The following is a 25633-nucleotide window of genomic DNA, read 5'->3' as shown; positions in this document are numbered from 1 at the left end:
TAACAAAAAGGGCCAAAATGACAAGTAAATTTTAGGAAAGGGTCTACGAACACCAGCGATTCCTTTCGTATTCCCGCAATATTTCCACAGCATCGGCAGGTTCGTGCCCTTCTACACGCCTCAAAAAGTCGCCCACCGTTTCACCAGGTTCTCGGTGGAAGCCTGCACGAGCCAGTTCCTTTTCGGCTGCATCCAACTTTTTTGCCCAGAGAATCGCCTTGGCCGACGTAGACACGATTCGCTTTTGACGAGCCCTAAGGGCTCCACGGGTTTTGATCGCAACAAGGAACGCTGACAATAAAACGAGAAGCAGGTAAGGGATTCCGCTATCTATAAAGCTCTGGGTGTAGTTCTGCCAGCTGTCTACGGAACGTCTCCATTCACCTTCCTTTAAGAAATGCATGATGCGGGCGGCGCGACCGCGGATTCCTTCCCACTTTACGCTGAACCAGCTAGGCTCGGAGCCCAAGGGAGAAAACATAGGAGGCGTGGGGTCAAAAATAGCCCAATGACCATCCACAAAAACTTCGACCCAGGAATGGGCATGCTTACGACGGAACACCGCATAGGGGCGGCCCTCCACCACTTCGGGGTGAGCAAAGCCGGTAGCATAGCGGGCAGGAATTCCAACGCGGCGCAAAGCGAGAGCCGCCAAGGTAGCGTAGTATTCACAGAAGCCCTGCTTGGCATGCCAGAAAACAGACAGAGGATCCCGGGTCACATTCCCGCCACTGCGCCAACGTTCCAGTCCCGGAATCTGCAAAGAATAAGTAAAATGATTCTTGAAATAAGCCAGAACACGCTGAAGATTTTCTGCATCGGAATTTTCACCGGAAATGCTGTCGCTACGGACCAGTCCCATCTCGGCCACTACGGAATCCATAAGCGCTTCATAGCGGGCACCAACATGCAGGTCCCCTTCGCTGTACGCCAGCAGGGAATCCGGGATGACGCAATTTCTCTGGGAGCCACCAACGCCTTGAGCATCGCCATTCTCCTGAGCATCGCAAACGAAGTAGTACCAGTCCGAACGTTTGCCGTTCTGATCTAGCCCGCGGACCATGCCCCCGGCAAAATACTGTAATGAATCCACGTCCTTTGCGGCATAGCCCACCGCACCATAGGGAGCAAATACAAAACCAAAATTCTTTACGGAGGACTGTACCCAAACCTGTCGTACTCCATGGTTAGCGGAACCTGCCGGAGTCTCCCCCATCGAAGTAACAGAATCCATCACTTCCATCACCGCGTAGTCCACCTGGTAATAGGCCGGCGTCAAAGTCTTTACTTGTTCCGTAGGAAGTTTCCAGATTCCCGCCACGTACTTTTCGTAACTGGCCGCCTTCAGATAATTGGAAGGCAACGAATCCCACACGCGGAGCACCACCTGACTATTATACTTGCCGTTGTAATTGCTGCCAAAACTTCCCAGTGCCGCCACCTGGTCAAAGCCCATGACCCGTTCACGCTGGTAATAATCCTCGGCCCACCGCGCCCCTTTTTCGTAGCGATGCGCCCGCCAATAACGCCACCCGCCAAAAGCGATTCCGCCCAAGGCAACCACCAGCAGCACAAACAAAAGATACTTGTACCAGGCCGTTCCCCGTCGGCTGTAGGCAAACAGGCAAAGCAGCAACCCTACAATACCAGCAACAGCCCAACCCTTAGGCACCATGAACATGCCAAACAGCAAGGCCGCCACACCGTCAAAAGCCACGAAAGCTTCAAAGCCGCCATTACCGCGACTGCGTTCCTGCAACGCCGCCAAGAACAGCAAATACAATCCCGGCAAGAAAATCATCATGGGGTTCACACCGTTCTCCACACCGGGAGTCACCACCCAATACAAGGCCAGCGGCACAATGGCCCCATAGGCAGGAATCTTGTTGTACTTGGGGCGCTTGGAAAATTCCTTGCGGCTGGTGGCGTTCAAGAATCCCGTCACGGCAAAGTAAATCGCAAAAAGCAGGCCCAGCCAAGTCGCCTCGAAAGTATGCCCCAAGCTAAAGGAGGCTGTCATCAAGAACAGGCATTTGGCTACATAACGGATGTCTACTATTTCTTTTTTCACAGCGACACCCCCGACTTTATGGAAGCGGGCTCCACGAACAGGCACTTATCCGAAGATGGATCACGGCCCACCACAATATGCTTGTGGACCAGAGGTTCTTCCTTGGCGTACAGTCCTACCCGAAGCACCGGATCCATGGGCCGTGCCGCAGGAGACCAAGGTCCTGGCTTTCTCGCCGAAATCAAGTTCGCCGCAGGAATTCGGGCCAGCGCGTCCATCAAGTTCTTGCGACGTTCCCCTTGGGCGGCACCACTACCAGCCAGCGGAATTTCTTCATCGTCAATAAAGAATCGCCCAAGGATGTTCCGTTCCAGAAGCCACAGGCCAATTCCCGCCGTCAAGCGGATGGCAAATTCCAGATGCTGACGTTCTCCAAAGGAGGGAGCTGCCGTATCCAGAACCAGAATGGCACCGGCCCCGCGTTCCGTTTCAAATTCCTTGGTAAAGGGCTTGCCGTAGCGGGCAAAAGCCTTGTGGTGCAAGTCTCGAAGAGCATCTCCTTCCCGGTACTCGCGGACGCCCACAAAATTCATTCCGCGATTTAGGCTAGGCATCAACAGCGGGGCAAACACCATGCCGCTAGCCCCCGAGGTTAAGAACGGGAATTCACCCACCTTTATAGGATTCGGATAAACCAGCAATTCCGCAGAACCGCGATATTCAAAAGGCCACTGCAAAAGTCCCATGATTTCGGGAACGTTGGCCGCAATCTTTTTCAGCGGAAAAGCGCCGCGGTTCTTCGTCTGAATTTTGCATTCCAGTTTCTTAAAACCGTCAGCGGCATTAATCTGAACCATCTCGGATTCAAGCCAAGTCAAGCTCGGGTCCATACGGTAAGATGCCAACTGCACCGAATCCAGACGATCAGCAGATCCGCCTCCGCGACCAAACAATCGCAACAGCAGATTAGAAGAACGTTTACGACCGATGGCATTTATGGCATCTTCGCCCCCAACGCCCACATCGGCCCAGATGGTAGCCACCTCCCCCTCGTAAGCGGGAGTCACCACCACATTTTCCATAGAAACGTAATTCAGCTTGCTGGAACAGAACAGGGAAAGAATCATTCCCAGGAACAGCAAGAAATCCAGACCGCAAAACACCCAGGCCGCCCAGAATCCAGGGACCATGCCCACCGCCATAGACAAGGGCATCAATGCGGCAGCCGCCTTCCCCGCCGGAGTAAAATATTCCTGCCACAGGTAGAACGCGTGCATCAGAACACCCGCCCGCCGAGGCGCACGAGGAACACTACGAACAAACCAGGAGAAGAAAGACATGGGAGTAGGGAGTAGGGAGTAGGGAGTAGGTGGTAGGTGGTAGACGGTAGGTGGTAGGTGGTAGGTGGTAGGTGGTAGGTGGTAGGAAGGGGAGAGTGTCATCCTGAGCGTAGTCGCAAAGCGACGAAGTCGAAGGATCTAGCAAATCAAGATATCAGAAACCAAATATGAGTTATGAGTTATCATTGTTGCGCCAAAGGCGCCCTTACCAGCGGTGAGTTTTCAGTTGTGAGCTATGAGTTTTTTATAGTCGCGCCAAAGGCGCCTTACTTTTAGCACACTGCTCATCACTCGCAGCACATCACTCATTACTAACCTCACTTCGGTACTTTAACTTTTTTCAGGATGCTTTGCAGGATGTTCTTGCTGGCTTCTGGATTGGCGCTGTCCTTGGCAAACACGCGATGTTCCATGACCGGGAAGAACACCCGCTGAATATCATCGGGATTCACGAAATCGCGACCAGCCACAAAGGCACAGGCCTGAGCCATTCGGACCAAGTTCAAACCAGCGCGAGGACTTGCCGCCAGACGTACGCCCCCGTCACTACGAGTCGCCTGCACAAGAGAAACGATATAACGTTCCAACGCCTCATCAATATGAATCTTGAAAACCTGTTTGCGGGCTTCGAGAATATCCACCGGCGAAGTCACCGCCACCACCTTGTCTACAGGCCGACCTTCACGATGGCTGCGCAGAATATCAAGCTCCGTTTCTTCGGTGGGGTAACCTACAGAAATGCGAACCATAAAACGATCCATCTGAGCCTCGGGCAAAGGGAACACCCCGTGGAATTCCACCGGATTTTCGGTGGCCAGAACCATGAATAATTCCGGCAACTTGTGGCGTTCACCTTCCAGCGAAACCTGACGTTCTTCCATGGCTTCCAAAAGCGAAGACTGAGTTCGTGGCGACGCACGGTTAATTTCGTCGGCCAGCAAAACCTGGGTAAAAACCGGACCCTTCTTAATATCGAATTCACCGGTCTTGGCATTATAAACCGCGCCACCCGTCACATCGGCAGGCAACAAGTCCGGCGTAAACTGGATTCGGGAAAATTCCGCCCCCACAGCCGCCGCCAGGGCCTTACTCAAAGTCGTCTTACCCGTACCCGGCACATCTTCAATCAGCACATGGCCATCGGCCAGCAATGCCATCACTAGAAGTTCCACCGTATCGGACTTCCCCAGCAACACCCCATTTAAAGCAGAAATCAAAGACTTAATCATACTTTAAATATATGTAAGTCAGAGAGAAAAGCGCTAACCAGGGGAAAAATAAATGAGAATTCATGCGCGAGAATCAGATACCAGTTATGAGGTATGAGGTATGAGGTATGAGGTATGAGGTATGAGATATGAGGTATGAGATATGAGGTATGTGGTATGAGGTATGAGGTATGTGGTATGTGGTATGTGGTATGTGGTATGTGGTATGTGGTATGTGGTATGAGGAAAATGCAAAAAAGATTTTTTATTAACGCAATAGGTATAGAATTTTTATTTCACTTTTAACGTAAAGCAAAATCTTCTAGCAATTTGTCTTAAACAGCGAAGGCCGTAGGTCACTACGTTCAGGTTGGATTTTTCTTCGGCGTAAACAGTGGGAATGGGAAGTTCACCTATGGCAAAGCCACGGGCATCCGCAATGGAAATCAGCTCCAGGTCGATGTCAAAGGAGGGGCTCAGGCGAGATAGTTCCACGGTGCGCAAGAAGTCGGCGGAGTAAAGAATGAATCCGCTGTGGCGATCAGTCAGCTTCTGACGGAACACCAGATTTTCTAGGGCGGTCAAGAAGGCTCCGCCAATTCTCTTGTGCAGGGGCATGTTCCCAGCCTTGGCGCCACCGGTCACTGCGTGGCGAGAGCCCTGCAATAGAGCGAGCGCAGACTCGTTACCGTGGCCATCTACGGTTCTGAAATTTTCCAGATGGTCTAGAAACTGGTCCAGCAAATCAGCGGGGTACTGTCCGTCGCCGTGAAGGCAGACGATGAACTTGGCGCCCGAGGAGAGTCCTTCGCTTAAGCCCTTTTTGACGACAGCGCCATAGCCGCTGTTCTTTTCAAAACGAAAATATTCGAGGCGGGGGGCGGAACCGTTCCGAGATTTTTCAACAGTCCCTTCCTGCGATTTTTCAGCGGGACCTTCCCGAAAACCTTCTACATATTTATCAAACTGTTTGCGGGTCCCGTCCTGCGATCCATCATCTATCACAAGAATCTTGGATTTGCGCCACACGCTTTGGGGAATTTTATCCAGCACACCGGCCAAGGTCTTTTCCACATTGTAGGCCGGCACAAAAATAAAGGTGTTGAATTCCGCGGGCATTATTCCGCCAACTTTTCAAGGCAATCCGAAGTGCTGTAATGTTCCGCAAACCAGGTCAGCGATTCCCGCAAGACTTCACGCAAGGGTGTCGAAGCCTTAAAGCCTACCAGCCGTTCCGCCTTTTCGACACTGGGCATGCGGCGGAGGGAATCTTCGTAGCCAACGCCATAGTATTCAACGCCGTCCACAATCTGTGCCCCAGGGATTTCTTCTACGGGAATGTGCTTTACATCGGCATAGATTTCGGTCATGATCCGTGCCAGTTCCGCAATGGAAATTTCGTTGCCAGGATTTCCAACGTTAAAGGCCTGGCCCTTTGCAGCCGCAGGATTTTCAAAGAGGCAGAAGATAAAATCAATGGCGTCATGAACCGAGGTAAAGGTCCGTCGGGCAAGTCCGCCATTCACAAGCTTAATGGGTTCGCCCCGCACCAGGGCCGTAGAAAAATTCGCCAGCACCCGGGGGATTCCTTCCCCATCGACGCCGGGCATAAAATCCATGTAGGGGCCCACAAAGTTGAAGGGGCGCACCACGGTCCATTGCAGGTTCGTAAGCCCTGCCATATAGCGTTCCGCCAGAAGTTTTGCGGTAGCGTAGCTCCAGCGACTTGCAGCCACCGACCCAAAGACAAGGTCTGCAGAATCTTCTTCCAGCAGGCCGGAATCCGCCGCGGTCTTTCCATAAATTTCGGAGGTAGAAAAATGGATTAGCCAGGAGCCGCTCTTGGCGCAGGCGTCGGCCAGGCGGGCCGGGTGATCGTAATTGCTGCGAATGACGGTTGCCGCCTCGGACATATAACGGCTAGGCACGCAAATGGCAGCCAAGTTCACCACCACGGGGAACTGTGCAATGCGCTGCACCACGGAAGGGTTCGCCAGATCGCCGCAGTAGAATTCCACCCGCGGGTCAGCCAAGTGCTGCTGGATCCTGTAAGATTCAAGGTCTACGGCAAACACCCGCCAGCAGGTACGCTGCAGCAAAGCTTTAAGCAGGTGACTACCAATAAAACCACCGCAGCCGACAATGGCCACGGTGATCGAATTGTCTTTAGGATTTAAGTGCGGGATTCTCAAGGATTACTTAGAAACCTTGAAAGTACCGGAATTACCGGCCTTACTGGTATTTTCGTAAGGAATCACGCGGATGATAGCTTCATCGGAAGGTTCAGAATAATCGCTATCGAGAACGACCTTCTGTTCGTAGCAAGTCTTGCCATCCGGATGTTCCGGGCCCATGGATTCTTCGAACATATCGTCGCCCAGGTCATCCTTGTCGACCTTGTACACGAAACGGAAACCCGTTCCCTGAATGTCGGAGCCGTAAATAACGGTAATGGTTTCGCCCATCTTGAACTTTTCGCCACCGGCCGGGTAGACGACCTTTACGCCTCCTTTAACGGAGCAGTCGTAGCCAGCCTTTTCGTCGCTAGAAGCAGAAGAGGAATCATCACAGGCGACAAAGCCGAAAGATGCAGCAAACAGAGCGGCCAGGGAAATCACACGGGAAAATTTCATAAAAAACCTCCAATTACTAAACGGAATATATAAAATTTGAATGCCTTCAAGAACTATAATACCATAAAAAGATGCTATATTACCGTCCTATAATTGTTAGGTATTGAGGTTATGTCAACAATCTTATCGAAGATACCCATGAGGTCGTCATCCCTTCAAGTACATGCAAGGAACTGTGTATCCGTAAGGACTCCTCATTCACCTTTGTATCGCGTGAAGTCGTGACTACGGGAAACTTTGCAGGTCTTGACTCCTTGTATGAAGCTTTCGGTTTGATCAGGCCAGATCTCGTTGATATGTATGGTGTTGGAGGATCGAATTGGAACTACGTTCTTTCGGGATCGAAAAACGATGTTTATGAAAGTTCGCTGAACGCCCGATTGAAAGATGAAATCCTTTACAGCATCGACCCTGGGGAACCCTTTATAATCACCATTGACACATTTAATGTTCGTGTTGAAAAAGGGACAAATACCAGTTCGTTAGCAAGTCGCACTTATCTGAAATCCAGTCAAATAGATGTGTGCGGACAATTAATGATTTGGGCGAACGAAAGCGAAAGCCTTTCTCACTTTTTTGTGGGCGGTTCCATAATGAGCGCAGAAGTGGAATTGAATGGCCGATCTTCAACCAGTGATGAGTGGATTTCCGCGTCAACTGTCGGATACACCCTTAATTTGGGCTACACCATTGCAGAACATTATCGAGTCGGGTTACAGATGGCTGCACAACACATGTCAGTCGCTGTAGCGGGAACTGGGGAACACCGTAGGTGTAGCAATGTCACTTTACTGTCAGAAATTTTTTCTACATTAAGCCCCAAAACTGATTTTTGAACGTACGACATTATTCTATTTCTACACGACTTATGAGCGACATGAACAACGATAACGAAAACGAAGTAGAAACTTCCAAAGAATCTTTTAACGATGTTAAGGTGGGTGAGCACCAGGATACTACTCTGGGCCTGTCCAATGTACACCACCTAGAAAAACTGTATGACGGCTGGTTCCTTGATTACGCCAGCTATGTAATTCTGGACCGCGCCGTTCCGTATTACGAAGACGGCTTGAAGCCGGTGCAACGTCGTATCTTGCACTCCCTGTTCGAAAATCACGACGGCCGTTACCAGAAGGTGGCAACCATCGTCGGTCGTACCATGGCTTACCACCCCCACGGTGACGCATCCATCGGTGATGCCCTGGTGGGCCTGGGCCAGAAGGGCCTGCTCATCGATACCCAGGGTAACTGGGGTAACCCGCTGACCGGCGACCGCGCTGCAGCCCCCCGTTACATCGAAGGACGTCTGACACCTTTTGCCGTAGACGTGGTCTTTAACGGCGAAACCACCGAATGGGTGCCCAGCTACGACGGACGTAGCGAAGAACCGGTAACCTTGCCTGTCAAGTTCCCCCTGCTTTTGGCTCAGGGCGTCGACGGCATTGCCGTGGGTCTCAGCACCTCCATTCTCCCCCACAACTTCCGCGAACTTTGCGAATGCAGTATCGCCATCCTCAGGGGCAAGAAGTTCGAACTCTATCCCGACTTCTTTACCGGCGGCATTATCGATGTTAGCGAATATAACGACGGTCAGCGTGGCGGTCGCGTGCGTGTGCGCGCCAAGATCGAAAAGGTCGACAACAAGACTTTGGCCATCCGCGAAATCCCCTACGGCACCACAACTTCAAGTTTGATCGACAGCATCGTCAAGGCCAACGACAAGGGCAAGATCAAGATCAAGCATGTGGACGACAACACCAGCCGCGATGTGGAAATTCTGATCCACCTGCAGGCCGGTACCGATCCCCAGGTGGCCATGGACGCCCTCTACGCCTTTACCGACTGCGAAAAGAGCCTGTCCCCCTGCACTTGCGTCATTGTAGACAAGCACCCCAAATTCCTGGGCGTGTCCGAAATCCTGCGCATGAACACCGAACATACGGTTCACCTGCTGCAGTGGGAACTTCAGAACGAACTGAAGCACCTTGAAGACAAGTGGCACATGACCAGCCTCGAAAAGATCTTCATAGAAAAGAAGGTCTACCAGGTTATCGAGAATGCCAAGAGCCGCGAAGAAATGGTCCAGCTCATTGATGAAGGCCTGAAGCCCTACGTCAAGAAGATGCTCCGCCGCGAGGTCACCGAAGAAGAAATCCTGAAGCTTGCAGAAATTCCTATCCGCCGCATCAGCCGTTTCGACCGCAAGAAGGCCGACGAACTGTTGGCAGAACTGGATGCAAAGATTGCCGAAAACAAGTTCAACCAGGAACATATTACCGACTACACCATCAACCACTTCAAGAATATCCTCAAGAAGTATGGCGAAGGCAAGGAACGTAAGTCCCAGATTGCAGAATTCGGCAAGGTGAACGCTGTACATGTGGCCATCGCCAACCAGAAGCTGTATGTCAACCGCAAGGAAGGCTTCCTGGGCACCAGTATGAAGAAGGAAGAATACCTCTTCGACGTTTCTGAATACGACGACCTGATCGTATTCAAGGCCGACGGAAGCTTCAAGGTGGTCAAGGTCAGCGACAAGGACTTCGTAGGTAAGGATATTATCCTAGTCGAAAAGTTCAAGAAGGATGACGACCGCCATATCTATAACGTGATTCACCTTGATGGCAAGGACGGCGCCTACTACATCAAGCGCTTTAACGTGGGTGGCGTTACCCGCGACAAGGACTACTTCATGGGCAAGGGCAAGCCGGGCAGCAAGATTCTCTACATGTCCAGCAACCTGAACGGCGAAGCCGAAGTTGTCGAAGTCACCCTGAAGCCTCGCCCCCGCACCAAGCTGAACTTTGAAGTGGACTTCAGCACCATCGAAGTGAAGGGCCGTGGCGCCATGGGCAATATCGTTACCAAGTACCCGGTCAAGAGCATCAAGCGCCTGCGCAAGGGTGTAAGTACCTTGGGCGCCCGCGTGCTGTACTTTGACGCCCCCAGCGGTATCATCAGCACCCAGAAGAAGGGTGACCGTATCGGCGAATTCGGCGAAAAGGACAAGGTCCTTATCGTCAAGGAAAACGGAACCGCCCGCGTCCACGACATGGCAGATCCCATTCTCGTGGGTACAGGCATCAAGTACATTCACAAGTACGATCCTGCACAGGTCTTTACGGTGCTGTACTTCGAAGGCGGAAACTTCAACTACATGGTCAAGCGCTTCAATCTTGAAGGCTGCCCCATGACTACGGAATTCAGCCTGGTCAGCGATCATAAGGACACCCAGATGATCGAATTCTTCGCCACTGACGACGCCCGCGAACTGATGGAATATCAGGTGGGCCGCGAAGTCCAGAAGGAAGAGCTGGACCTGACGGAAATTGCAGAAGTCAAGGGCTACAAGGCTCTGGGCAGCAAGTTTACCGCCAAGAAGGTCAAGCGCGCCAGCCGCATTTCTCCGCCGGACACTTTCGATGACGGCACTTCGGATTCCGAAGGCGAGGACGACGGCGACAACGACCTGTTCAAGTAACTAGGAACATCGCGGACCAGTTCCGCGACAATCCCAGCATACCCCTTAAACAAAAAATCCCGACGTTTCAGTGTGAACGCCGGGATTTTTTTTGCATTTTCATGCACTATCTCTTATTTCCGTTAAGCTTCTGCCTAACGCCGAAAACAAACAAGTTTCTTCAAGAGTTTCTCCAGTTCCCTGGTCTCGGAGTTGTAGTTGATTTTTGCCATTGTTTTTCCTTTTGGGGGTCAGTTCAATGCTACCCTCTTATTAAACTCCTGCATGGTCCACTTCGCGGCCTACATTCTTTGGAACTGTAAGCACTACCTTGTACTTGGCGATATATTGTTGAAACAGGCTTGCGCTCCGTTCAAAGACGTGGTAGTGGGCCCTGCGAAGGTACATGTGTATGGAGCTGGTGTTGCCTGTTTCATTTTCTAGCACTCTAGAATTTGTGTAGAGTGCAGCTTGTTTTTCTTCCATTTGGTTTCCTTTGTCTTGCAACAAAAAAGGAGCCTTGGGGCTTACGCCCTGGTGGCTCCTTTTTTTTTAGGGGGAGGACGGCTCGCGCCGCCTTTTTTTTTGAGGCGCCTACGGCACCTTGGTTAGAAAGAGTCCTTAAGGCAACGGACGGAGAGCGCGTAGTCCTTGTCGTAGATGCCCTGGTCCGCGTAGTCGTAGCTGAAGTACTGGCTCCACGCATCGGAGCCGTTGTACTTGTACTCAGTAGAACTCCAGAAGAAGGCGAGGCGGCCTTGACCGTAGAAATCACCGTAGTAGCCGCGGTTACCGGCAGGGAGAACCGAGAATCCAAAAGAATCATCATTAGTCACTCCACTATAAGAGGTCCACAGGCTGGTGTTCGCCTTCAGCTTCTGACCGGCATAGCTGGCCCCGCCCACATTCGTATAGAGAGCACCCCATTCAGCATTGCTCGGCAGGTGCCAGCCGCTGGGGCAAACGCCACGAACAGGCGCCGTAGCCAATGCAGAGGCACTGAAACGGGTACAAGACTTGCCATAGCCACATTCCTCACCGTAATTCTTGTAAATAGCAACAGAGTCAACCGCGGCTGCCCAGGTATATAGGCGACCATAGGTTGCGCAATTACTTGGATCATCGTCATAGCACCAGCTGATGGAGTCGGAGGTATAATAGCCGTTGTCAAAAGCCACTCCGGTGTAAGCATAGTTCAGGTTCTGGGCCATCCAGGTCTGGCAATTTTCATTCTTATCGTCGCAGATTTCTACCGTCTTGTACATCTGGTAGTCACGCTCATCCAGAAGTTCGCCATAGGTGACCTTCGGATTCAAGTATTCGGTAGGTGCGTAAGTGCATGTATGGCCCACAGGGCATTTTGTAGCGTAAGAAAGATCAACGGCTTCGTCGGATGAAGATTCCGGGTCAGTGCCCGGAATGACACTGGAAGATGTGCCAGGAACACTGGTGGAAGAACTACTTGCAACCTCGCCAACAACATCCCAGGAGCCTTCCACGCAATTCAACTCGCGGTCTTCTTCATAAAGGTAAGCTGACAGGCCTTCTCTTGACCCCGTGCAGCCAGGCAGATTTTCTTCAACGTCCGCAATCATATCGTAATGGACCCACTTACGATCCTTGCAAATGAAACCTTCCTTTGTCCCATTAATAAAGTTAACGAAACCTTCCCCGCTTTCTGTACAGCTGGGCAAATTTTCTTCAGACTCAACAGAAGAAATGTTTGTGTCCTCATGGTTATTAGCCGGTCCGTTTGAAGAGCCGCCATCACCACATGCGGCAAGGCCCAAAGCCAGAGCAAAGGCTACAAAGCCAAACTTTACCACTTTCTTTCCAAAAAATTTCTTGTTCATTGAAAACACCTCCTTGCAACTTGCGCAGGTTTCCCGTTATTCCCTAAAGCTTGCGTTCAGGGAATTGGCGAGCCAGTCACCAAAGCTTGCGTCGCTGGGCATTCTCCAGTCGGCACGAGGCGACAGGGAGATGGTACCCACCTTGGGGCCGTCGGGAATGCAGCTGCGCTTGAACTGCTGGGTAAAGAAGCGGCGTACAAACAAAGTAAGGCAGCGTTCCAGTTCTTCGTCGGGATAAAGACCGGCGAAGGCATGCTTTGCCAGGAACAGCATCTTTGCAGGTTCTGCACCGTACTTTGCAAAATGGTACAGATAGAAATCGTGAATTTCGTAGGCGCCAAGGATGGATTCGGTCTTCTGGGCAATCTGGCCGTTGGCGTCGGCAGGCAGAAGTTCCGGAGAAACGGGAGTATCCAAAATGTCGCGAAGCACTGCGGAAAGCGCATCGGCGGACTTGAAAGCAGCAGTCTCGTCGGCGGAGCCAGCGGCTACATCTGCGGCAAAGAAATTGCGGGCGCGGTCGGCGTACCAAGCCACCACATGACGGACCAAGGTCTTGGGAATGTCGCAGTTCACGGCGTACATGGACATATGGTCAGCGTTATAGGTGCTCCAGCCCAGAGCGATTTCAGAAAGGTCGCCGGTACCTACCACGATACCGCCTTCCTTGTTGGCTACATCCATCAAGATCTGGGTGCGTTCGCGGGCCTGGACATTTTCGTAGGTTACGTTCAGCACAGCAGGATCGTGGCCGATGTCGCTGAAGTGCTGCATACAGGCGTCCTTGATGGACACAGTGCGCAGTTCAACGCCCAAAAGGTTTGCCATTTCCACCGCATTGTTCTTGGTGCGGTTGGTCGTACCAAAGCCAGGCATGGTCAGTACCAGGATTTCAGAGGCGGGGCGCTTCAACAGTTTGAAAGTTTCGGCAATGACCAGCAAAGCCAAGGTGGAATCCAGGCCACCGCTCAGGCCAACAACAACACGCTTGGAGCGGGAAGCCTCGATACGCTTGGCCAAGCCCGCACACTGAATGTTAAAGATTTCCTTGCAGTTGGCATCACGAGTTTCGATGTTACCCGGAACAAAAGGCGTGGGACAAACATAGCGATACTTGAGAGCGTCTGCAGAACCCGATTCGTCAAAGGAAATTTCTGGCAGAGGGCCGAATTCTGCAGCAGTCGCAAAATAGGGAGTAGAATCGAAGTCCTGGAAGGAACCTTCGCTCAAGCGCTGCATATTCAGGCGCTGCACATCCACGTCGGCGTAAATGATTTCGGAGTCGCGGCCATAGGTCTTGCTTTCGGCCAGCATACTTCCGTTTTCAGAAATCATCAAGTGACCGCTGAACACCATGTCCGTAGTAGATTCCTGCACACCTGCAGAAGAATAGACATAAGCGGCCATGCAACGGGCCGACTGGTTCATGACCAGGTTTCGGCGGTAATCGCCCTTCCCCACCAAGGCGTCGCTGGCAGAAAGATTCAGGATTACATTTGCACCGGCCAAGGCCAGTTCACCGCTGGGAGGCATAGGAGTCCACAAGTCTTCGCAGAGTTCTACGCCAAAGCAAACCTCGGAACCGTCCAGACAACCCGTGCGGATAAAGTTGGTTACCGGTACTTCTCCAAAGCCGGGGAAATCCCAGGAAATACGATCTGCAGAATTCAGCAAGTCGCGTCCGCTATTAAAGTGGCGCTTTTCGTAGAATTCACGCTGGTTGGGCAAATGGATTTTCGGAGTCACCGCAATCAGGTTTCCGCGTTGCACAAAGGCAGCACAGTTATAGAGGCGGCCAAACATGCGCAAGGGCAAACCCACCGCCACAATCATATCGGTATCGGCAAATGCTTCTGCAATCTTCTGCAAGCTGGCATAAGCGTTCTTCAGCAACAGTTCCTGGTGGAACAAGTCACTGCAAGTATAACCCGTAATGCAAAGTTCCGGGAACACCGTTACCGCAGCCCCCTCAGCCTGGGCAAGCTTACCGCAACGGATAATTTCAGTAGTATTAAAAGCAGTGTCCGCAACCTTCAGGTTGGGGCAGACAGAAGCAAATCGATAAAATCCGAACATAGTTTAAATATAAAAAAGGTCTCCCCGCAGGGAGACCCTTCTTCACTCAAATAACATCTAGTTCCGCGAACTTGCCAAGCCGATTATTTAGAATTCAGCCCCAGCTTGTTCATGCGGTAGTTCATCATGCGGGGGCTTACGCCCAGTTCGCGGCCAGCAGCAGAAATGTTTCCGTTGTGGCGCTTGATGGCTTCGGTAATCAATTCGCGTTCGTAGTTATTCATCATCACATCCAGCGGGGCGCTCTTCATTTCGGCAGAAATGATGGAGCCGGTGCTAAGGCTGGTCTGCAGCGAAGGCGGCAGGTTGTAGCTGTGGATGCAATCGTCAGCGGCAGTGAGAACAGCACGCTCCATGCAGTTTTCAAGTTCACGGACGTTACCCGGCCAGTGGTAGCTCATGAGCAAGTTGATGGCCGTTGTAGACAAACGAGCGACCTTCTTGTTGTAGCGCAGGTTCATCTTTTCGATGAAGTGTTCTGCCAGCAAGATGATATCGCTCTGGCGCTTGGCCAGATCCGGCATGGAAATCGGGAAAATGTTCAGACGGTAGAACAAGTCTTCGCGGAACAGCTTCTTTTCCATCAGTTCTTCCAGGTTGCGGCTAGTTGCAGCCAGGAAGCGGACATCGGAATGAAGCTCTTCGTTACTACCCACGCGGCTGAAAGTCTTTTCCTGCAGGAAGCGGAGCAGCTTCACCTGGGTCTGCATGGTGAGATCGCCAATTTCGTCCAGGAACAGAGTGCCGCCATTGGCTGCTTCTGCACGACCGATACGGCGGTTCACGGCGCCAGTAAAGGCACCCTTTTCGTGACCGAAGAGTTCGCTTTCTACAAGGTTTTCGGGAAGGGCGGCACAGTTCAGGGTAATGAACGGCTTGTCCTTACGGGCAGACAGGTTCACGATAGCGCGGGCGATCATTTCCTTACCGGTACCGCTACCACCACGAATCAAAACGGTAGCATCGGAAGGAGCCACCTGGCGAACCTGTTCGTACACAATCTGCATTTCGCGGCAGTTACCCACCAGTTCCGTGGGATTGCCAGACAACATGTCACGGAGTTTCTGGTTTTCTTCCAGCAAGGCGGCATGTTCAGAATGGACTTCCTGGCATTCATTGGCTGCATCACCCGTAATGTTGGCGATAATTTCCAGCAAGGCCACATCGTGGTCCAAGTCCGTGTTCACATCCACCGGACGGTCCACAGAAAGGGTTCCAATCAGCTCCTCGTCATGAATCAGGGGCACGCAAATAAAGGCCACCTGGCTATCGTAATTACGAGAGCCAGTGCGGTTCAGGAATCTGGAATCCTTGCGCAGGTCGGGAATGACATGGCTACGGCGAGTTTCAGCCACATGTCCAGTAATACCTTCACCGATATGATACTGGCCCAGCTGCTTTTCAGCTTCAGTCATGCCATGGGAGGCTTCAATCTTCAGGGTATCGCCAAAACGCAACGTGAAAGTACCGCGCAACATGCCAAGTTCTGTGTCCAGAATGGCAAGAACGTTGCTCAGCAGCTTTTCAGCGTCGCGTTCATGGATAATGGCAGCGCTGATTTTCTGGATGACAGATATTTCTGGACCGATGGGCTGTTTCATAATAGTCTCTAGGTTCGGGTCTTTTTCAGGCACTCTTGTTTTTATAAAAATTGCGGGGCCTGTCAGCAATCCTTATAAGAATCCTTTATAAAATACATTCGATTTTACATGAAATGTAAGATTTTCACAAATTCTACATAGGATTTTGCAAATTCCGTGCTAATTTTTACAATTTTTCCTTAATACGCTTCAGGGCAACCTTGGTCTGTTCGTGGTCACCGAAGGCGGTCAAGCGGAAATAACCTTCGCCGCAGGGGCCAAAGCCACTACCCGGAGTACCCACCACTTCGCAAGTGCCAAGGAGGCGATCGAAGAAGTCGAAGGACTTTTCGCCGTTTTCAAGTTTCCACCAGATGTAGGGAGCATGTTCGCCACCAAAGACGGTGTAGCCGGCAGCAGTCAATTCAGAGCGGATCATGAAAGCGGTATCCATGTAGCCCTTGATCACAGCCTTGGTCTGTTCCCAACCTACGGGGCTGTAGATGGATTCGGCAGCGCGCTGCACAACGTAGTTCACGCCGTTAAACTTGGTGCACTGACGGCGATTCCACATGGCGCGGAGCTTGCCCAGTTCGTGAGGAACGATGGTGTAGGCGCAACGGACGCCGGTAAAGCCAGCAGTCTTACTGAAGCTGCGGAACTCGATAGCGCATGTGCGGGCACCGGGGATTTCGTAAATGGAGTGAGGCAGGGATTCATCCTGGATGTAGCAGTTGTAAGCACCATCGAAGAGGATGATGGCACCGGTTTCGTTGGCGTAATCCACGAACTTCTGGAGAGTTTCGCGGGAAAGAACGGTACCGGTGGGGTTATTGGGGCTGCACAGGTAAATCAGGTGAACAGGATTCTTGGGAAGGTCCGGCTGGAAGTTGTTTTCGGCGGTAGAAGCCAGGTAAGTCACTTCGGAGAAGTGGCCATCTTCCTGCATAAAGCCGGTACGGCCAGCCATCACGTTGGAATCCAGGTAAACAGGATAAACCGGATCGGGAATGGCAATCTTCACGTCGGCAGCAAAAAGTTCCTGAATGTTGGCTACGTCGCACTTGGAACCGTCACTGACGAACACATCGTCCGGATCCATTTCAACGCCGCGGGGAGTGTATTCGCCACGGATGATGGCTTCGCGCAAAAAGTCATAACCCTGTTCCGGACCGTAACCGCGGAAGGTGTTCTTGCATGCCATTTCGTCTACGGCCTTGTGCATGGCTTCGATGGCTGCGGGGATAATGGGAGTGGTCACGTCACCGATACCCAGACGGATAATGTCGGCATTGGCGTGGGTGCCCTGGTATTCCTTGATCTTCTTGGCGATAGTAGAGAAAAGGTAGCTGCCAGGAAGACGATCGTAAAATGGATTAATGATAGATTCGTTCATAATAAAAGTGGTTAGTGATTAGTGGTTAGTGGTTAGTGAACGGGCGAAGCCCTTATCTTTTTTGCGAGCACCAGCTCGCCACTCTAAAAAAGAACTGTCAACTAACCACTGTTTACTTTGTTTAAATTTCACCTTTTTGACGCATGGCGGCGAGCTAAACCTCGCCTCTGAAACATTCCTTCGCGGGGCCGGTCATCAAAACCGGGCCGCCTTCTTCGTGCTTGATGTGGAGGGTTCCGCCATCCAGGACCACGTCGGATTCCAGGCCAACGCGACCGGTGCGCTGGGCAGCCACCAGAGTGGCGCAACTGCCGGTACCGCAAGCCATGGTCACGCCACAGCCGCGTTCCCACACGCGCATACGGATCTTGCCGGGAGCCACCACCTGAGCAAATTCAATGTTGCAGCGGTCCGGGAACTGCTTATCGTGTTCCAGGACAACGCCCCAGTTTTCAAGCTGGATCTTTTCGATATCGTCTACAAAAATCACGGTATGGGGATTGCCCATAGAGACCGTTTCACCGGTAAAATCAAAGGAGCCTGCAGAGAGCTTGATGGTGCCCAGGAAATCACGGGGAGCACCCATGTCTACGCAAACCTGCATTTTTTCTAGGTCTGCGGCACTTGCTGCGGAACCCAAAATACTCGGTTTAATCAGACCGCTCTTGGTGTGCAGAACAAAAGAGGTCCCGTTGCCCAGGCCACGAGACACAATAAACTTTGCAACGCAACGGGTGGCGTTTCCGCACATGGCGGCTTCGGAACCGTCAGCATTAAAAATGCGCATTTCGAAATCTACACCATTGCCTTTCTTGTTCCAGTCGTAGCCGGCACGGACATCCTTCTCGCCCACCACATATTCTTCGGAGCTAGAAAGCGGAGTCACCACCACCACGCCATCGGCACCAATGCCAAAACGACGGTCGCACAGTTCAATCACGCGCTGGTCCAGGGCTGCACCCGGAGTCATATCAAAAGCTTCACCCGGTTCAACGAGCACGAAGTCGTTGCCGAGACCAGTCCATTTAGAGAATTTGAGAGACATAAATTGTAATCCTTATTTTCGCCCCTATTAAAGCAAAAAACGTGCCATTTTTACATTTTTGGTAAAACGAGCTAAAAACAAGAAAAACGCCGATTTTCACCGGCGTTCAAAGTTTCATGATTCGAAAGAGTTTACACAATATGTAAAATACACTCATTTCTTTTACATTTTATGTAAAAGAACAGAATAGAAAATAGACTTCATTACAAAACACAATACCGGACAATCCCAATTGTCATAATATGTCAAATAGAAGGATATATATTTAAAAAGCACCCTAACAGAGGTCCAAATGCACAAAATGTTTCCTAGAATCGTGATAGCGCTGTCCCTGTGCGTCTCTGTATCCTTTGCAGGGGACCTGATGAATCTGTTCCTGTTTGGTAGAAATACGGCAGGCTATCGATCCGCAGAAAGGCAGACCGAAGAAAATACACGCAACATTAAATATGCGATAGACGAACTAGACGACGACTTGACCGATGCCATTGAAGAAGCGTCCAATGAGGTTGTCCAGGCGGTAAAGAAAAGCAAGCTTCCAAAACACGATGCGTCACTCTTTTTCAATGGAATTTTGGAATCCTTTAACGAGCGTTATCCCTGGGAACTGCAAGGGTATGCCCACGCCATGGTCGCAACGGCAAGGCGATACAAGATGAACTTGGTAAAGCTGAACCGCATTTTGGTTGAAGACGCCATGATGGAAGGCGGTACCGCCTATACCGAGGCTGAAACAGATGCGGTCTTGTACCAGAATTTAGGTGAGCTGGGCTTTTATTCAAAGAACGGGAAATATTACCTGGATGGTGAACTCGTAAATATGGGCAATTTCTCCAAGAAAGCAAAGACAACCAAGATTTATCAAAATCCGAATTCCATTGATGTTAGGCCCAAGGCAGAAATCAAGAAACTGGATAGTTCCAAGGTTCAGGTTACGGCAAGAATCAACCTGCCGGACGGGCTGTATTCTTTTGTTGAATTTTGCAAATATGGTGGTGATTGTATACGATCTGAAAAAGCTTTCAAGGATAGTGTTTTAACGGATACGTTTTCTTACACCTCTGCGGGGCAGTATTATATAGAAGTAGGAGTGAGTGGTCTTCTATCAGGCAAGGGCGATGTTTACGGAGTTTGCGGTAAGATGGCAGGCCCTTACATGGAAAATTTGGGTGGATGGGGTAGGCTCATTTCCTACAAATCCAAAAGCGTCAATTTGAAGTGAATTGGAAAATTGGCCAGACCCGATTTAGATTATATTTAGCATAAACAACGAACAGGATTTTCCACATGATAACAGGCGAAATCAAGAACCGTATTGACGCAATCTGGGATACTTTTTGGACTGGGGGCATTACCAATTCCATTACGATCCTGGAGCAGATGACCTACCTGTTCTTTATGAAGATGCTGGATGATGCCCAGATGAAGAAGGAGGCCGCCGCCAACGCCATGGGCGCCAAGGTGAAGGAACCTGTATTCAAGGCCGGCAACTGGCACAACCCCGAAACCGACAGGGATGTTCCATACACAGACCTCCGCTGGAGCAATTTCAAGAACAAGGAAGCCGAGGCCATGTACCGCCTGGTGTCCAAGGACGTGTTCATTTTCATCAAGACGCTGAACGACGGCAAGGAATCCGCCTACAGCAGGTTCATGGACAGCGCCACCTTCCTGATTCAGAGCGCCCGAACCCTGGTAAAGATTGTCGAAGGTATCGATGGCCTAGACATGAACAACCGCGACACCATGGGTGACGTGTATGAGTATGTCTTGGGCAAGATGGCAGCCAGCGGCAACAACGGACAGTTCCGTACTCCCCGCCACATCATCCGCATGATGGTTGACATGATGGAGCCGAACCTGGACGATACGGTATGCGACCCGGCCATGGGTTCTGCGGGCTTTATCGTTGAAGCCGCGAAGTTCGTGCAGGAACACCATAAGAAGGATTTGCTGAAAAAGGATAAGTCTGACCATTACCGCAACGAAATGTTCCATGGCTTTGACACGGACCAGACCATGCTCCGCATTGGCGCCATGAACCTGATGCTGCACGGTGCCGACAATCCGGACATTGCGTATCGCGACAGTCTTAGCACCGACAATACCGACGAGAACCGGTATTCCCTGTGCCTTGCCAACCCTCCGTTTGCAGGGTCGCTCGACTACGAGTCCATCAACAAGAACCTGCTCGCCATTACCAAGACCAAGAAAACGGAGTTGCTGTTCTTGGCGTTGTTCGTGCGAATGCTTCGCCTGGGCGGACGCTGCGCCTCCATTGTGCCCGATGGTGTACTGTTCGGCAACAGTTCGGGCCACAAGGCCATACGCAAGGAACTTATCGAGAATCAGCGTTTGCAGGCAGTCATCAGTATGCCCAGCGGCGTGTTCCAGCCGTATAGCGGTGTTTCAACTGCGATTCTCGTTTTCACCAAGACCAATGCAGGCGGCACTGACAAGGTTTGGTTCTACGACATGAAGGCCGACGGCTACACCCTGGACCAGAAGCGCACGGAATGTGCCGAGAACGACATCCCTGACATTATTGCCCGTTGGAAGAACCTGGATGCCGAAACGGACCGCACTCGCAAGGATCAGTCCTTTTTTGTTCCTGTGGATGAGATTGTTGCCAATGACTACGACCTGTCCATCAACAAGTACAAGGAAGTGGAGAAGGTCAAGGTGGAGTACGAGAACCCAAAGGTCGTATTCAAACGTATTCAGAAATTGCAGGGCGAGATTAACGCCGCCATGGATGAATTCCGCGAGAAGTTCCTGTAGGGCGGTGCTGTATGAAGCAAAAGTGGATTGTTAAGCGAATAGAGGACATTTGTGAGAAAGCGTCCTCTAATATAGCGCAAAATAAGCTTGAAGGGATTACTGGAGATTATCCGGTCTTTGGGGCAAGCGGCTTCGTGCAAAATGCCGACTTTTATCATAGGGACTCGGAATATATCGGCATTGTGAAAGACGGCTCCGGTGTTGGAAGGGTCAATTTGTATCCTGCGTACTCCTCTCTGTTAGGTACGATGCAGTATGTTCTGCCGAAGAACGGAAATGATATTCGCTATATTGCATACGCGTTGAAAAGTTTGAACCTGGCTTCGTTTGCGTCCGGTGTGGCTATTCCTCACATTTACTTTAAGGACTACGGCAAGTGCGAATTGCCGGTACCGCCGAAGGATGAGCAGGAGCGGATTGTGGCGGAGTTGGATTTGCTGAATGGTGTGCTGGAGAAACAGAAGGCCCAGCTGAAGGAATTGGATACCTTGGCTCAGTCCATTTTCTACGATATGTTCGGCGACCCCATCGAAAATTCCAAAGGCTGGGAGGAAAGAAAACTTGGAGATGTGTCAAGATCTATAACTGATGGAGACCATATGCCTCCTCCCAAATCGAAGTCTGGTATTCCGTTTATAACCATATCTGATGTGGATAAAGACAGCAGATCGATAGATTTTTCTTCAACCTATTATGTTCCGCAAGAATACTACGATAAGATAAAAGAGAATAGAAAAGCCGAAGTCGGAGATGTCTTATATACCGTTACGGGTTCCTATGGGATACCGATTCTCGTTAAAGAAAATCGTATTTTTTGTTTTCAACGACATATTGCGCTAATTAAACTAGGACCAGATTTGGTTGCACAGTTTTTATGTTATTGGGCCTTGTGCGCTTCTGTAAAAGCTGAGGCAGATAAGGTTGCTACAGGAATTGCTCAAAAAACCGTGGGACTAAATTCCATTCGTAATTTTTCCATAATCCTCCCGCCCCTTTCTCTGCAGCAAGTCTTCGCCGACAAGATTGCCTCTATCGAGAAGCAGAAGGCCTCCATCAACCAGTCCATCGCCGAGACGCAGAAACTCTTGGACTACACCATGGACAAATACTTCGGGTAAGGTTGTTAAGACTTGTTCACTTGACTTTTTATATTTTTTTTGTATATTCTTTATATAAGAGTTAGGTAGTACGGCCTTTTTGCTGTATGTTGGATTTTATTCCGCCTGACTCTCTTTTTTTTGAAGGAGGGGGTATGTATCTGCTTTACATAGATGACTCTGGACTTTCAACGGATAAAAATTGTAAGCACTGTGTATTGGCAGGTTTGGCTATTCGCGACACGAAAACATTCTTTGTCCAACAAGATATAGAGCGAATATTGGATAAATATCCCAATTGTAAAAATTTGGAATTACACGGAACATGCATGAGAACGGGAAAAGGTGAATGGCGTCGTATTCCAAAGGAAACCAGAGAAAATTTACTTAAAGAAATTTTGCAATATATAGCAGGTCACTATCCATCTTACTTTATTCTTTTTGGTGCTGTCTTAAACAAAAATGTTGATTTAAAAGTTCCGTATGATGAAGAACTTTTCACCCAGGTGACAAGCCGCTTTGACAAGTTTCTAAAAAGGCGCTTTGCAAGGAATAAGGTTCCTGAACGGGGAATTGCCATATTTGACAAGTCTACATCGGAACAAAAATTTCAGCAGTGGTCGCAAGTTTTTCAAATTGAAGGAGATCATTGGGGTAACACATTGTGCAACTTTGCGGAGGTTCCTCTATTCCTTGATTCCAAGATGTCAAAGTTGATTCAGATTGCCGATATAATCGCTTATGCTGTTTATCGAAAATTTGAATTTGAAGATGACTCATATTATTCAATTATCAAAGGGTGCTTTGACAAAGACAATGGTCAAGATTACGGATTATATGTGAAAACAACTTGAAATTACAGGAAAACTTTTCAGATAGAAAGTATCCTGTATCAATTTGATTTAGTTCACGTATTTGGTAATTTTTATTATATTCATCGTATGGACCAGCCTGCAAAAGTTTCAGACCAGCTTCAGTTTGCTGTTATCGCCATAGAAACCGCCGCTAAAAAGCTCGGAGTAAGTACCACGGCACTGACAGCCCGATTGCAAAAGTACGACCTTATCGAAGGCCGTCTTTGGAGATTTTACGACATGCTCCATACCCAGAGCCGCGACTATGTCGCTGACGATCTCATAGAATCCCTAGAAGCCCGAGAGTCAAAAGCAGGTTCTCTATGATCACTGTTTTCCACGGTTCAAATATTGAGGTGTCAAAACCGCTTGTCTCTCTCGGTCGTGCAAACCTGGATTTTGGCAAGGCTTTTTACACAACGGACATTAAAGATCAGGCTGAGAACTGGTCTAAAATCATTTTCACGCGAAAGGAATCTGGAACTCCGATTGTTTCTGTGTATTCCCTTGATATTGAATCTGTAAAAAAGAACTTCCGCTATTTGCGTTTTGAAGAATACAATCAAGCCTGGTTGGATTTTGTAGTTGACAACAGAAAAGGTGGCGGTTCATACAGGTCTTTTGACATCGTAGAAGGCGGAGTTGCCAACGACAAGGTCATTGACACCGTCGAAGCCTATATGGATGGAATCATATCCGCTGATTTTGCTCTTGGTCAGTTGCGCTATCACAAGCCGAACAACCAAATTGCTATTATAAATCAAGAAATTATTGAACAATATTTGAATTTCATTAGGTCATACTCTCTATGAAAGACTATACATTGCAGCACAAAATCGCAAGAGTTATAGCAGAACTTGCTGTTCGTTTGAATGTAAGTCAATCGCAGGCCCTTCTTATTTTTTATGAAAGCAAGGTCTGCATGCAGCTGCACAATCCCGAAACAGGTTTGCAGCTCATGAGCGACAGGTATATCGTTGACGAATTCATGATGCAATAATGTTACTGAATTTTTTCCGCCAATATGGAGGAGGTTTGTTATGGCCGATTACGTTATTGATAGGGATGGACTTGTGGTTCCTGAACCTGAAAAAGAAATTGAACAACGTAATGACGATTCTACAGTTGGTATTGGCAATTTAGAAGAATCTGCACTCAGATTGAATTTGGTTGGGTATGTTGCTTCTAGGGCTGCGCTAGGCGTACTCGGGATGCCTACTGCAATGGAAATTGACAGGTGGAAAGAAAAGAAACTGCGTGAAAACGCCGTAGCAAAAGCGTTAAATGAAAAAACATGTAATGAACTGGCTCCTGTATATTCTAATGAGTTTAGTTATGACCGAAAGCTCAAAGTTTGTTCGGATGAGGCCCAGTCTCTCGCTTCGAGTTTATTGCAAGCGGCAGTGAGTCAAGGGCTTGTAGCAGAATCCTTTTCTGGATTATTGCGATGTAATATTGATATTTCAAAGTTGGCACATTCGAAAGACGGCTTTTTACGTGGTTTCACTATGTCTGAGGGGCGCATAGCGGAACAGGCAAAGTTTACAGAAGTATCATCTATTTGTACGCCAATGCTAGTGTTTCAGGTGGCGTCATTTGTAACAGGGCAGTATTACCAGCATATCATCACCACCCAGCTAAACAGTATATCAAAGAGGGTAGATCAAATTCTTGACTTAATGGAAGAAGGTGATAAAGCAAAGATTACTAATGCTTTTTCCGATCTGTCTGTATTATCTATGGCCAATAGGCCGTCTATGGAAGATTCTATTGCGCTAAGGGAGCTTAACCGCATAGCTGGTGAATTGCGAGACAAATACAAGGCCATCACTTTAAATTGTTCGCTGGAAGAAGTTAGCCGTAGTTGGATTCGCGATAAGAACGAGGCTGAGGATTGGGTCAAAGCTCTTGATGACTCGCGTTTTCTGAAGTATATGGAATTGGCTTTTGATGCTGAATACCTCTTTTATTCAACATCTGTTATGTTGATCAAGTGGGAACTTGCAAAAGATGAACCAGACTATGGTAAGGTTGAAGGTTGGTCCAAGCGTATTGATAATAATTTCATGGCTTCGTACGAACCGAAGTATCATGAAGTGAAGACTATCGTATGTGAAAACCTTAGATTGTTGGCGTCATCTGCTATTAGTGGCGCAGATGATGTCAGAGCGATGTATAGCGATGTTAAAAGTCGCTTTATATCGTATGAACAAAGTGTTGTTCCTGTATTGTCTGAATTGTCTCCGACCTATTTCATTCAATACCATAATGGTCAGCCTTTGCTATGTGAGTAGAGCCC

General features: G+C 49.6%; 22 protein-coding genes. 10 read left to right on the top strand and 12 right to left on the bottom strand.

Annotated features, from left to right (window positions below; all coding sequences use genetic code 11):
• Positions 1-43: 43 nt before the first annotated feature.
• The 6 genes from B7992_RS01340 to B7992_RS01315 form a co-directional block, all read right to left on the bottom strand.
• Positions 44-2071 carry a transglutaminase domain-containing protein gene (locus B7992_RS01340; RefSeq protein WP_088665432.1) on the bottom strand — a complete coding sequence of 676 codons (2028 nt, stop codon included), beginning with the start codon at positions 2069-2071 and terminating at the stop codon, positions 44-46.
• Entirely contained in the window at positions 2068-3288 is a 1221-nt protein-coding gene (locus B7992_RS01335; protein WP_176421815.1) for a DUF58 domain-containing protein, read from the bottom strand. The genes B7992_RS01340 and B7992_RS01335 overlap by 4 nt, the downstream gene beginning before the upstream one ends.
• A gap of 380 nt (positions 3289-3668) precedes the next feature.
• Positions 3669-4580 carry a MoxR family ATPase gene (locus tag B7992_RS01330; protein ID WP_073233780.1) on the bottom strand — a complete coding sequence of 304 codons (912 nt, stop codon included), beginning with the start codon at positions 4578-4580 and terminating at the stop codon, positions 3669-3671.
• A 270-nt stretch (positions 4581-4850) separates the two neighbouring features.
• Positions 4851-5678, bottom strand: a complete 828-nt coding sequence (locus B7992_RS01325; protein ID WP_073284700.1) for a glycosyltransferase family 2 protein — start codon at positions 5676-5678, stop codon at positions 4851-4853.
• Positions 5678-6709, bottom strand: a complete 1032-nt coding sequence (locus B7992_RS01320; protein WP_254917574.1) for an NAD-dependent epimerase/dehydratase family protein — start codon at positions 6707-6709, stop codon at positions 5678-5680. The genes B7992_RS01325 and B7992_RS01320 overlap by 1 nt, the downstream gene beginning before the upstream one ends.
• 45 nt (positions 6710-6754) lie before the next feature.
• Complete coding sequence (locus tag B7992_RS01315; protein WP_088665430.1) at positions 6755-7192, bottom strand: hypothetical protein; 438 nt, start codon at positions 7190-7192, stop codon at positions 6755-6757.
• A gap of 221 nt (positions 7193-7413) precedes the next feature.
• Here B7992_RS01315 and B7992_RS01310 point away from each other — a divergent pair, with 221 nt between their 5' ends.
• Together B7992_RS01310 and B7992_RS01305 are read left to right on the top strand one after the other, a co-directional pair.
• Positions 7414-8028 (top strand): hypothetical protein, encoded by a 615-nt coding sequence (locus B7992_RS01310; RefSeq protein WP_088665429.1) that lies wholly within the window; start codon positions 7414-7416, stop codon positions 8026-8028.
• Between the two features lie 32 nt (positions 8029-8060).
• Positions 8061-10673, top strand: a complete 2613-nt coding sequence (locus B7992_RS01305; protein ID WP_073233789.1) for a DNA gyrase/topoisomerase IV subunit A — start codon at positions 8061-8063, stop codon at positions 10671-10673.
• A gap of 252 nt (positions 10674-10925) precedes the next feature.
• Here the strand turns inward: B7992_RS01305 and B7992_RS01300 are convergent, their stop codons facing one another.
• The 6 genes from B7992_RS01300 to dapF all read right to left on the bottom strand — a co-directional run bounded on the left by B7992_RS01300 (position 10926) and on the right by dapF (position 18602).
• Positions 10926-11138 carry a hypothetical protein gene (locus B7992_RS01300; RefSeq protein ID WP_073156592.1) on the bottom strand — a complete coding sequence of 71 codons (213 nt, stop codon included), beginning with the start codon at positions 11136-11138 and terminating at the stop codon, positions 10926-10928.
• A gap of 122 nt (positions 11139-11260) precedes the next feature.
• On the bottom strand, positions 11261-12505 hold the full coding sequence (locus B7992_RS01295; RefSeq protein WP_088665428.1) for a fibrobacter succinogenes major paralogous domain-containing protein: 1245 nt from the start codon (positions 12503-12505) through the stop codon (positions 11261-11263).
• Positions 12506-12541: 36 nt separating this feature from the next.
• Positions 12542-14581, bottom strand: a complete 2040-nt coding sequence (locus B7992_RS01290) for an NAD(+) synthase (RefSeq protein WP_088665427.1) — start codon at positions 14579-14581, stop codon at positions 12542-12544.
• Between the two features lie 83 nt (positions 14582-14664).
• Positions 14665-16182 (bottom strand): sigma-54-dependent Fis family transcriptional regulator, encoded by a 1518-nt coding sequence (locus B7992_RS01285; RefSeq protein ID WP_073233798.1) that lies wholly within the window; start codon positions 16180-16182, stop codon positions 14665-14667.
• Between the two features lie 166 nt (positions 16183-16348).
• The gene (locus B7992_RS01280; RefSeq protein ID WP_088665426.1) at positions 16349-17557 is read right to left on the bottom strand and encodes an LL-diaminopimelate aminotransferase; all 1209 of its coding nucleotides are present in this window, start codon (positions 17555-17557) and stop codon (positions 16349-16351) included.
• A gap of 154 nt (positions 17558-17711) precedes the next feature.
• Complete coding sequence (gene dapF / locus B7992_RS01275) at positions 17712-18602, bottom strand: diaminopimelate epimerase (protein ID WP_088665425.1); 891 nt, start codon at positions 18600-18602, stop codon at positions 17712-17714.
• A 301-nt stretch (positions 18603-18903) separates the two neighbouring features.
• Between dapF and B7992_RS01270 the strand changes: the two genes are divergently transcribed.
• The 8 genes from B7992_RS01270 (at position 18904) to B7992_RS01235 (ending at position 25628) form a co-directional block, all read left to right on the top strand.
• Positions 18904-19824: a hypothetical protein gene (locus B7992_RS01270; protein ID WP_088665424.1), complete on the top strand. Its 921-nt coding sequence runs from the start codon at positions 18904-18906 to the stop codon at positions 19822-19824.
• Between the two features lie 65 nt (positions 19825-19889).
• The gene (locus tag B7992_RS01265; protein ID WP_088665423.1) at positions 19890-21383 is read left to right on the top strand and encodes a class I SAM-dependent DNA methyltransferase; all 1494 of its coding nucleotides are present in this window, start codon (positions 19890-19892) and stop codon (positions 21381-21383) included.
• Between the two features lie 11 nt (positions 21384-21394).
• A complete protein-coding gene (locus B7992_RS01260; protein ID WP_088665422.1) occupies positions 21395-22501 on the top strand; it encodes a restriction endonuclease subunit S in 1107 nt (368 codons plus the stop codon).
• A gap of 134 nt (positions 22502-22635) precedes the next feature.
• Positions 22636-23334: a DUF3800 domain-containing protein gene (locus tag B7992_RS01255; RefSeq protein WP_170932282.1), complete on the top strand. Its 699-nt coding sequence runs from the start codon at positions 22636-22638 to the stop codon at positions 23332-23334.
• An 87-nt stretch (positions 23335-23421) separates the two neighbouring features.
• Entirely contained in the window at positions 23422-23661 is a 240-nt protein-coding gene (locus tag B7992_RS01250) for a DUF3791 domain-containing protein (RefSeq protein WP_088658689.1), read from the top strand.
• Positions 23658-24146, top strand: coding sequence for a DUF3990 domain-containing protein (locus B7992_RS01245; RefSeq protein ID WP_088658688.1), 489 nt, complete (start codon positions 23658-23660; stop codon positions 24144-24146). Before B7992_RS01250 ends, B7992_RS01245 begins: the two co-directional genes overlap by 4 nt.
• Positions 24143-24334, top strand: a complete 192-nt coding sequence (locus tag B7992_RS01240; protein ID WP_088658687.1) for a DUF3791 domain-containing protein — start codon at positions 24143-24145, stop codon at positions 24332-24334. The genes B7992_RS01245 and B7992_RS01240 overlap by 4 nt, the downstream gene beginning before the upstream one ends.
• A 40-nt stretch (positions 24335-24374) precedes the next feature.
• On the top strand, positions 24375-25628 hold the full coding sequence (locus B7992_RS01235) for a hypothetical protein (RefSeq protein WP_088658686.1): 1254 nt from the start codon (positions 24375-24377) through the stop codon (positions 25626-25628).
• The last annotated feature ends 5 nt before the right edge of the window (positions 25629-25633 follow it).

It is taken from the genome of Fibrobacter sp. UWH1, assembly GCF_002210365.1.
Lineage (GTDB): Bacteria > Fibrobacterota > Fibrobacteria > Fibrobacterales > Fibrobacteraceae > Fibrobacter.
The sequence above is the reverse complement of the archived record's forward strand: the minus strand, read 5'-3'. Positions and strand labels throughout refer to the sequence as shown.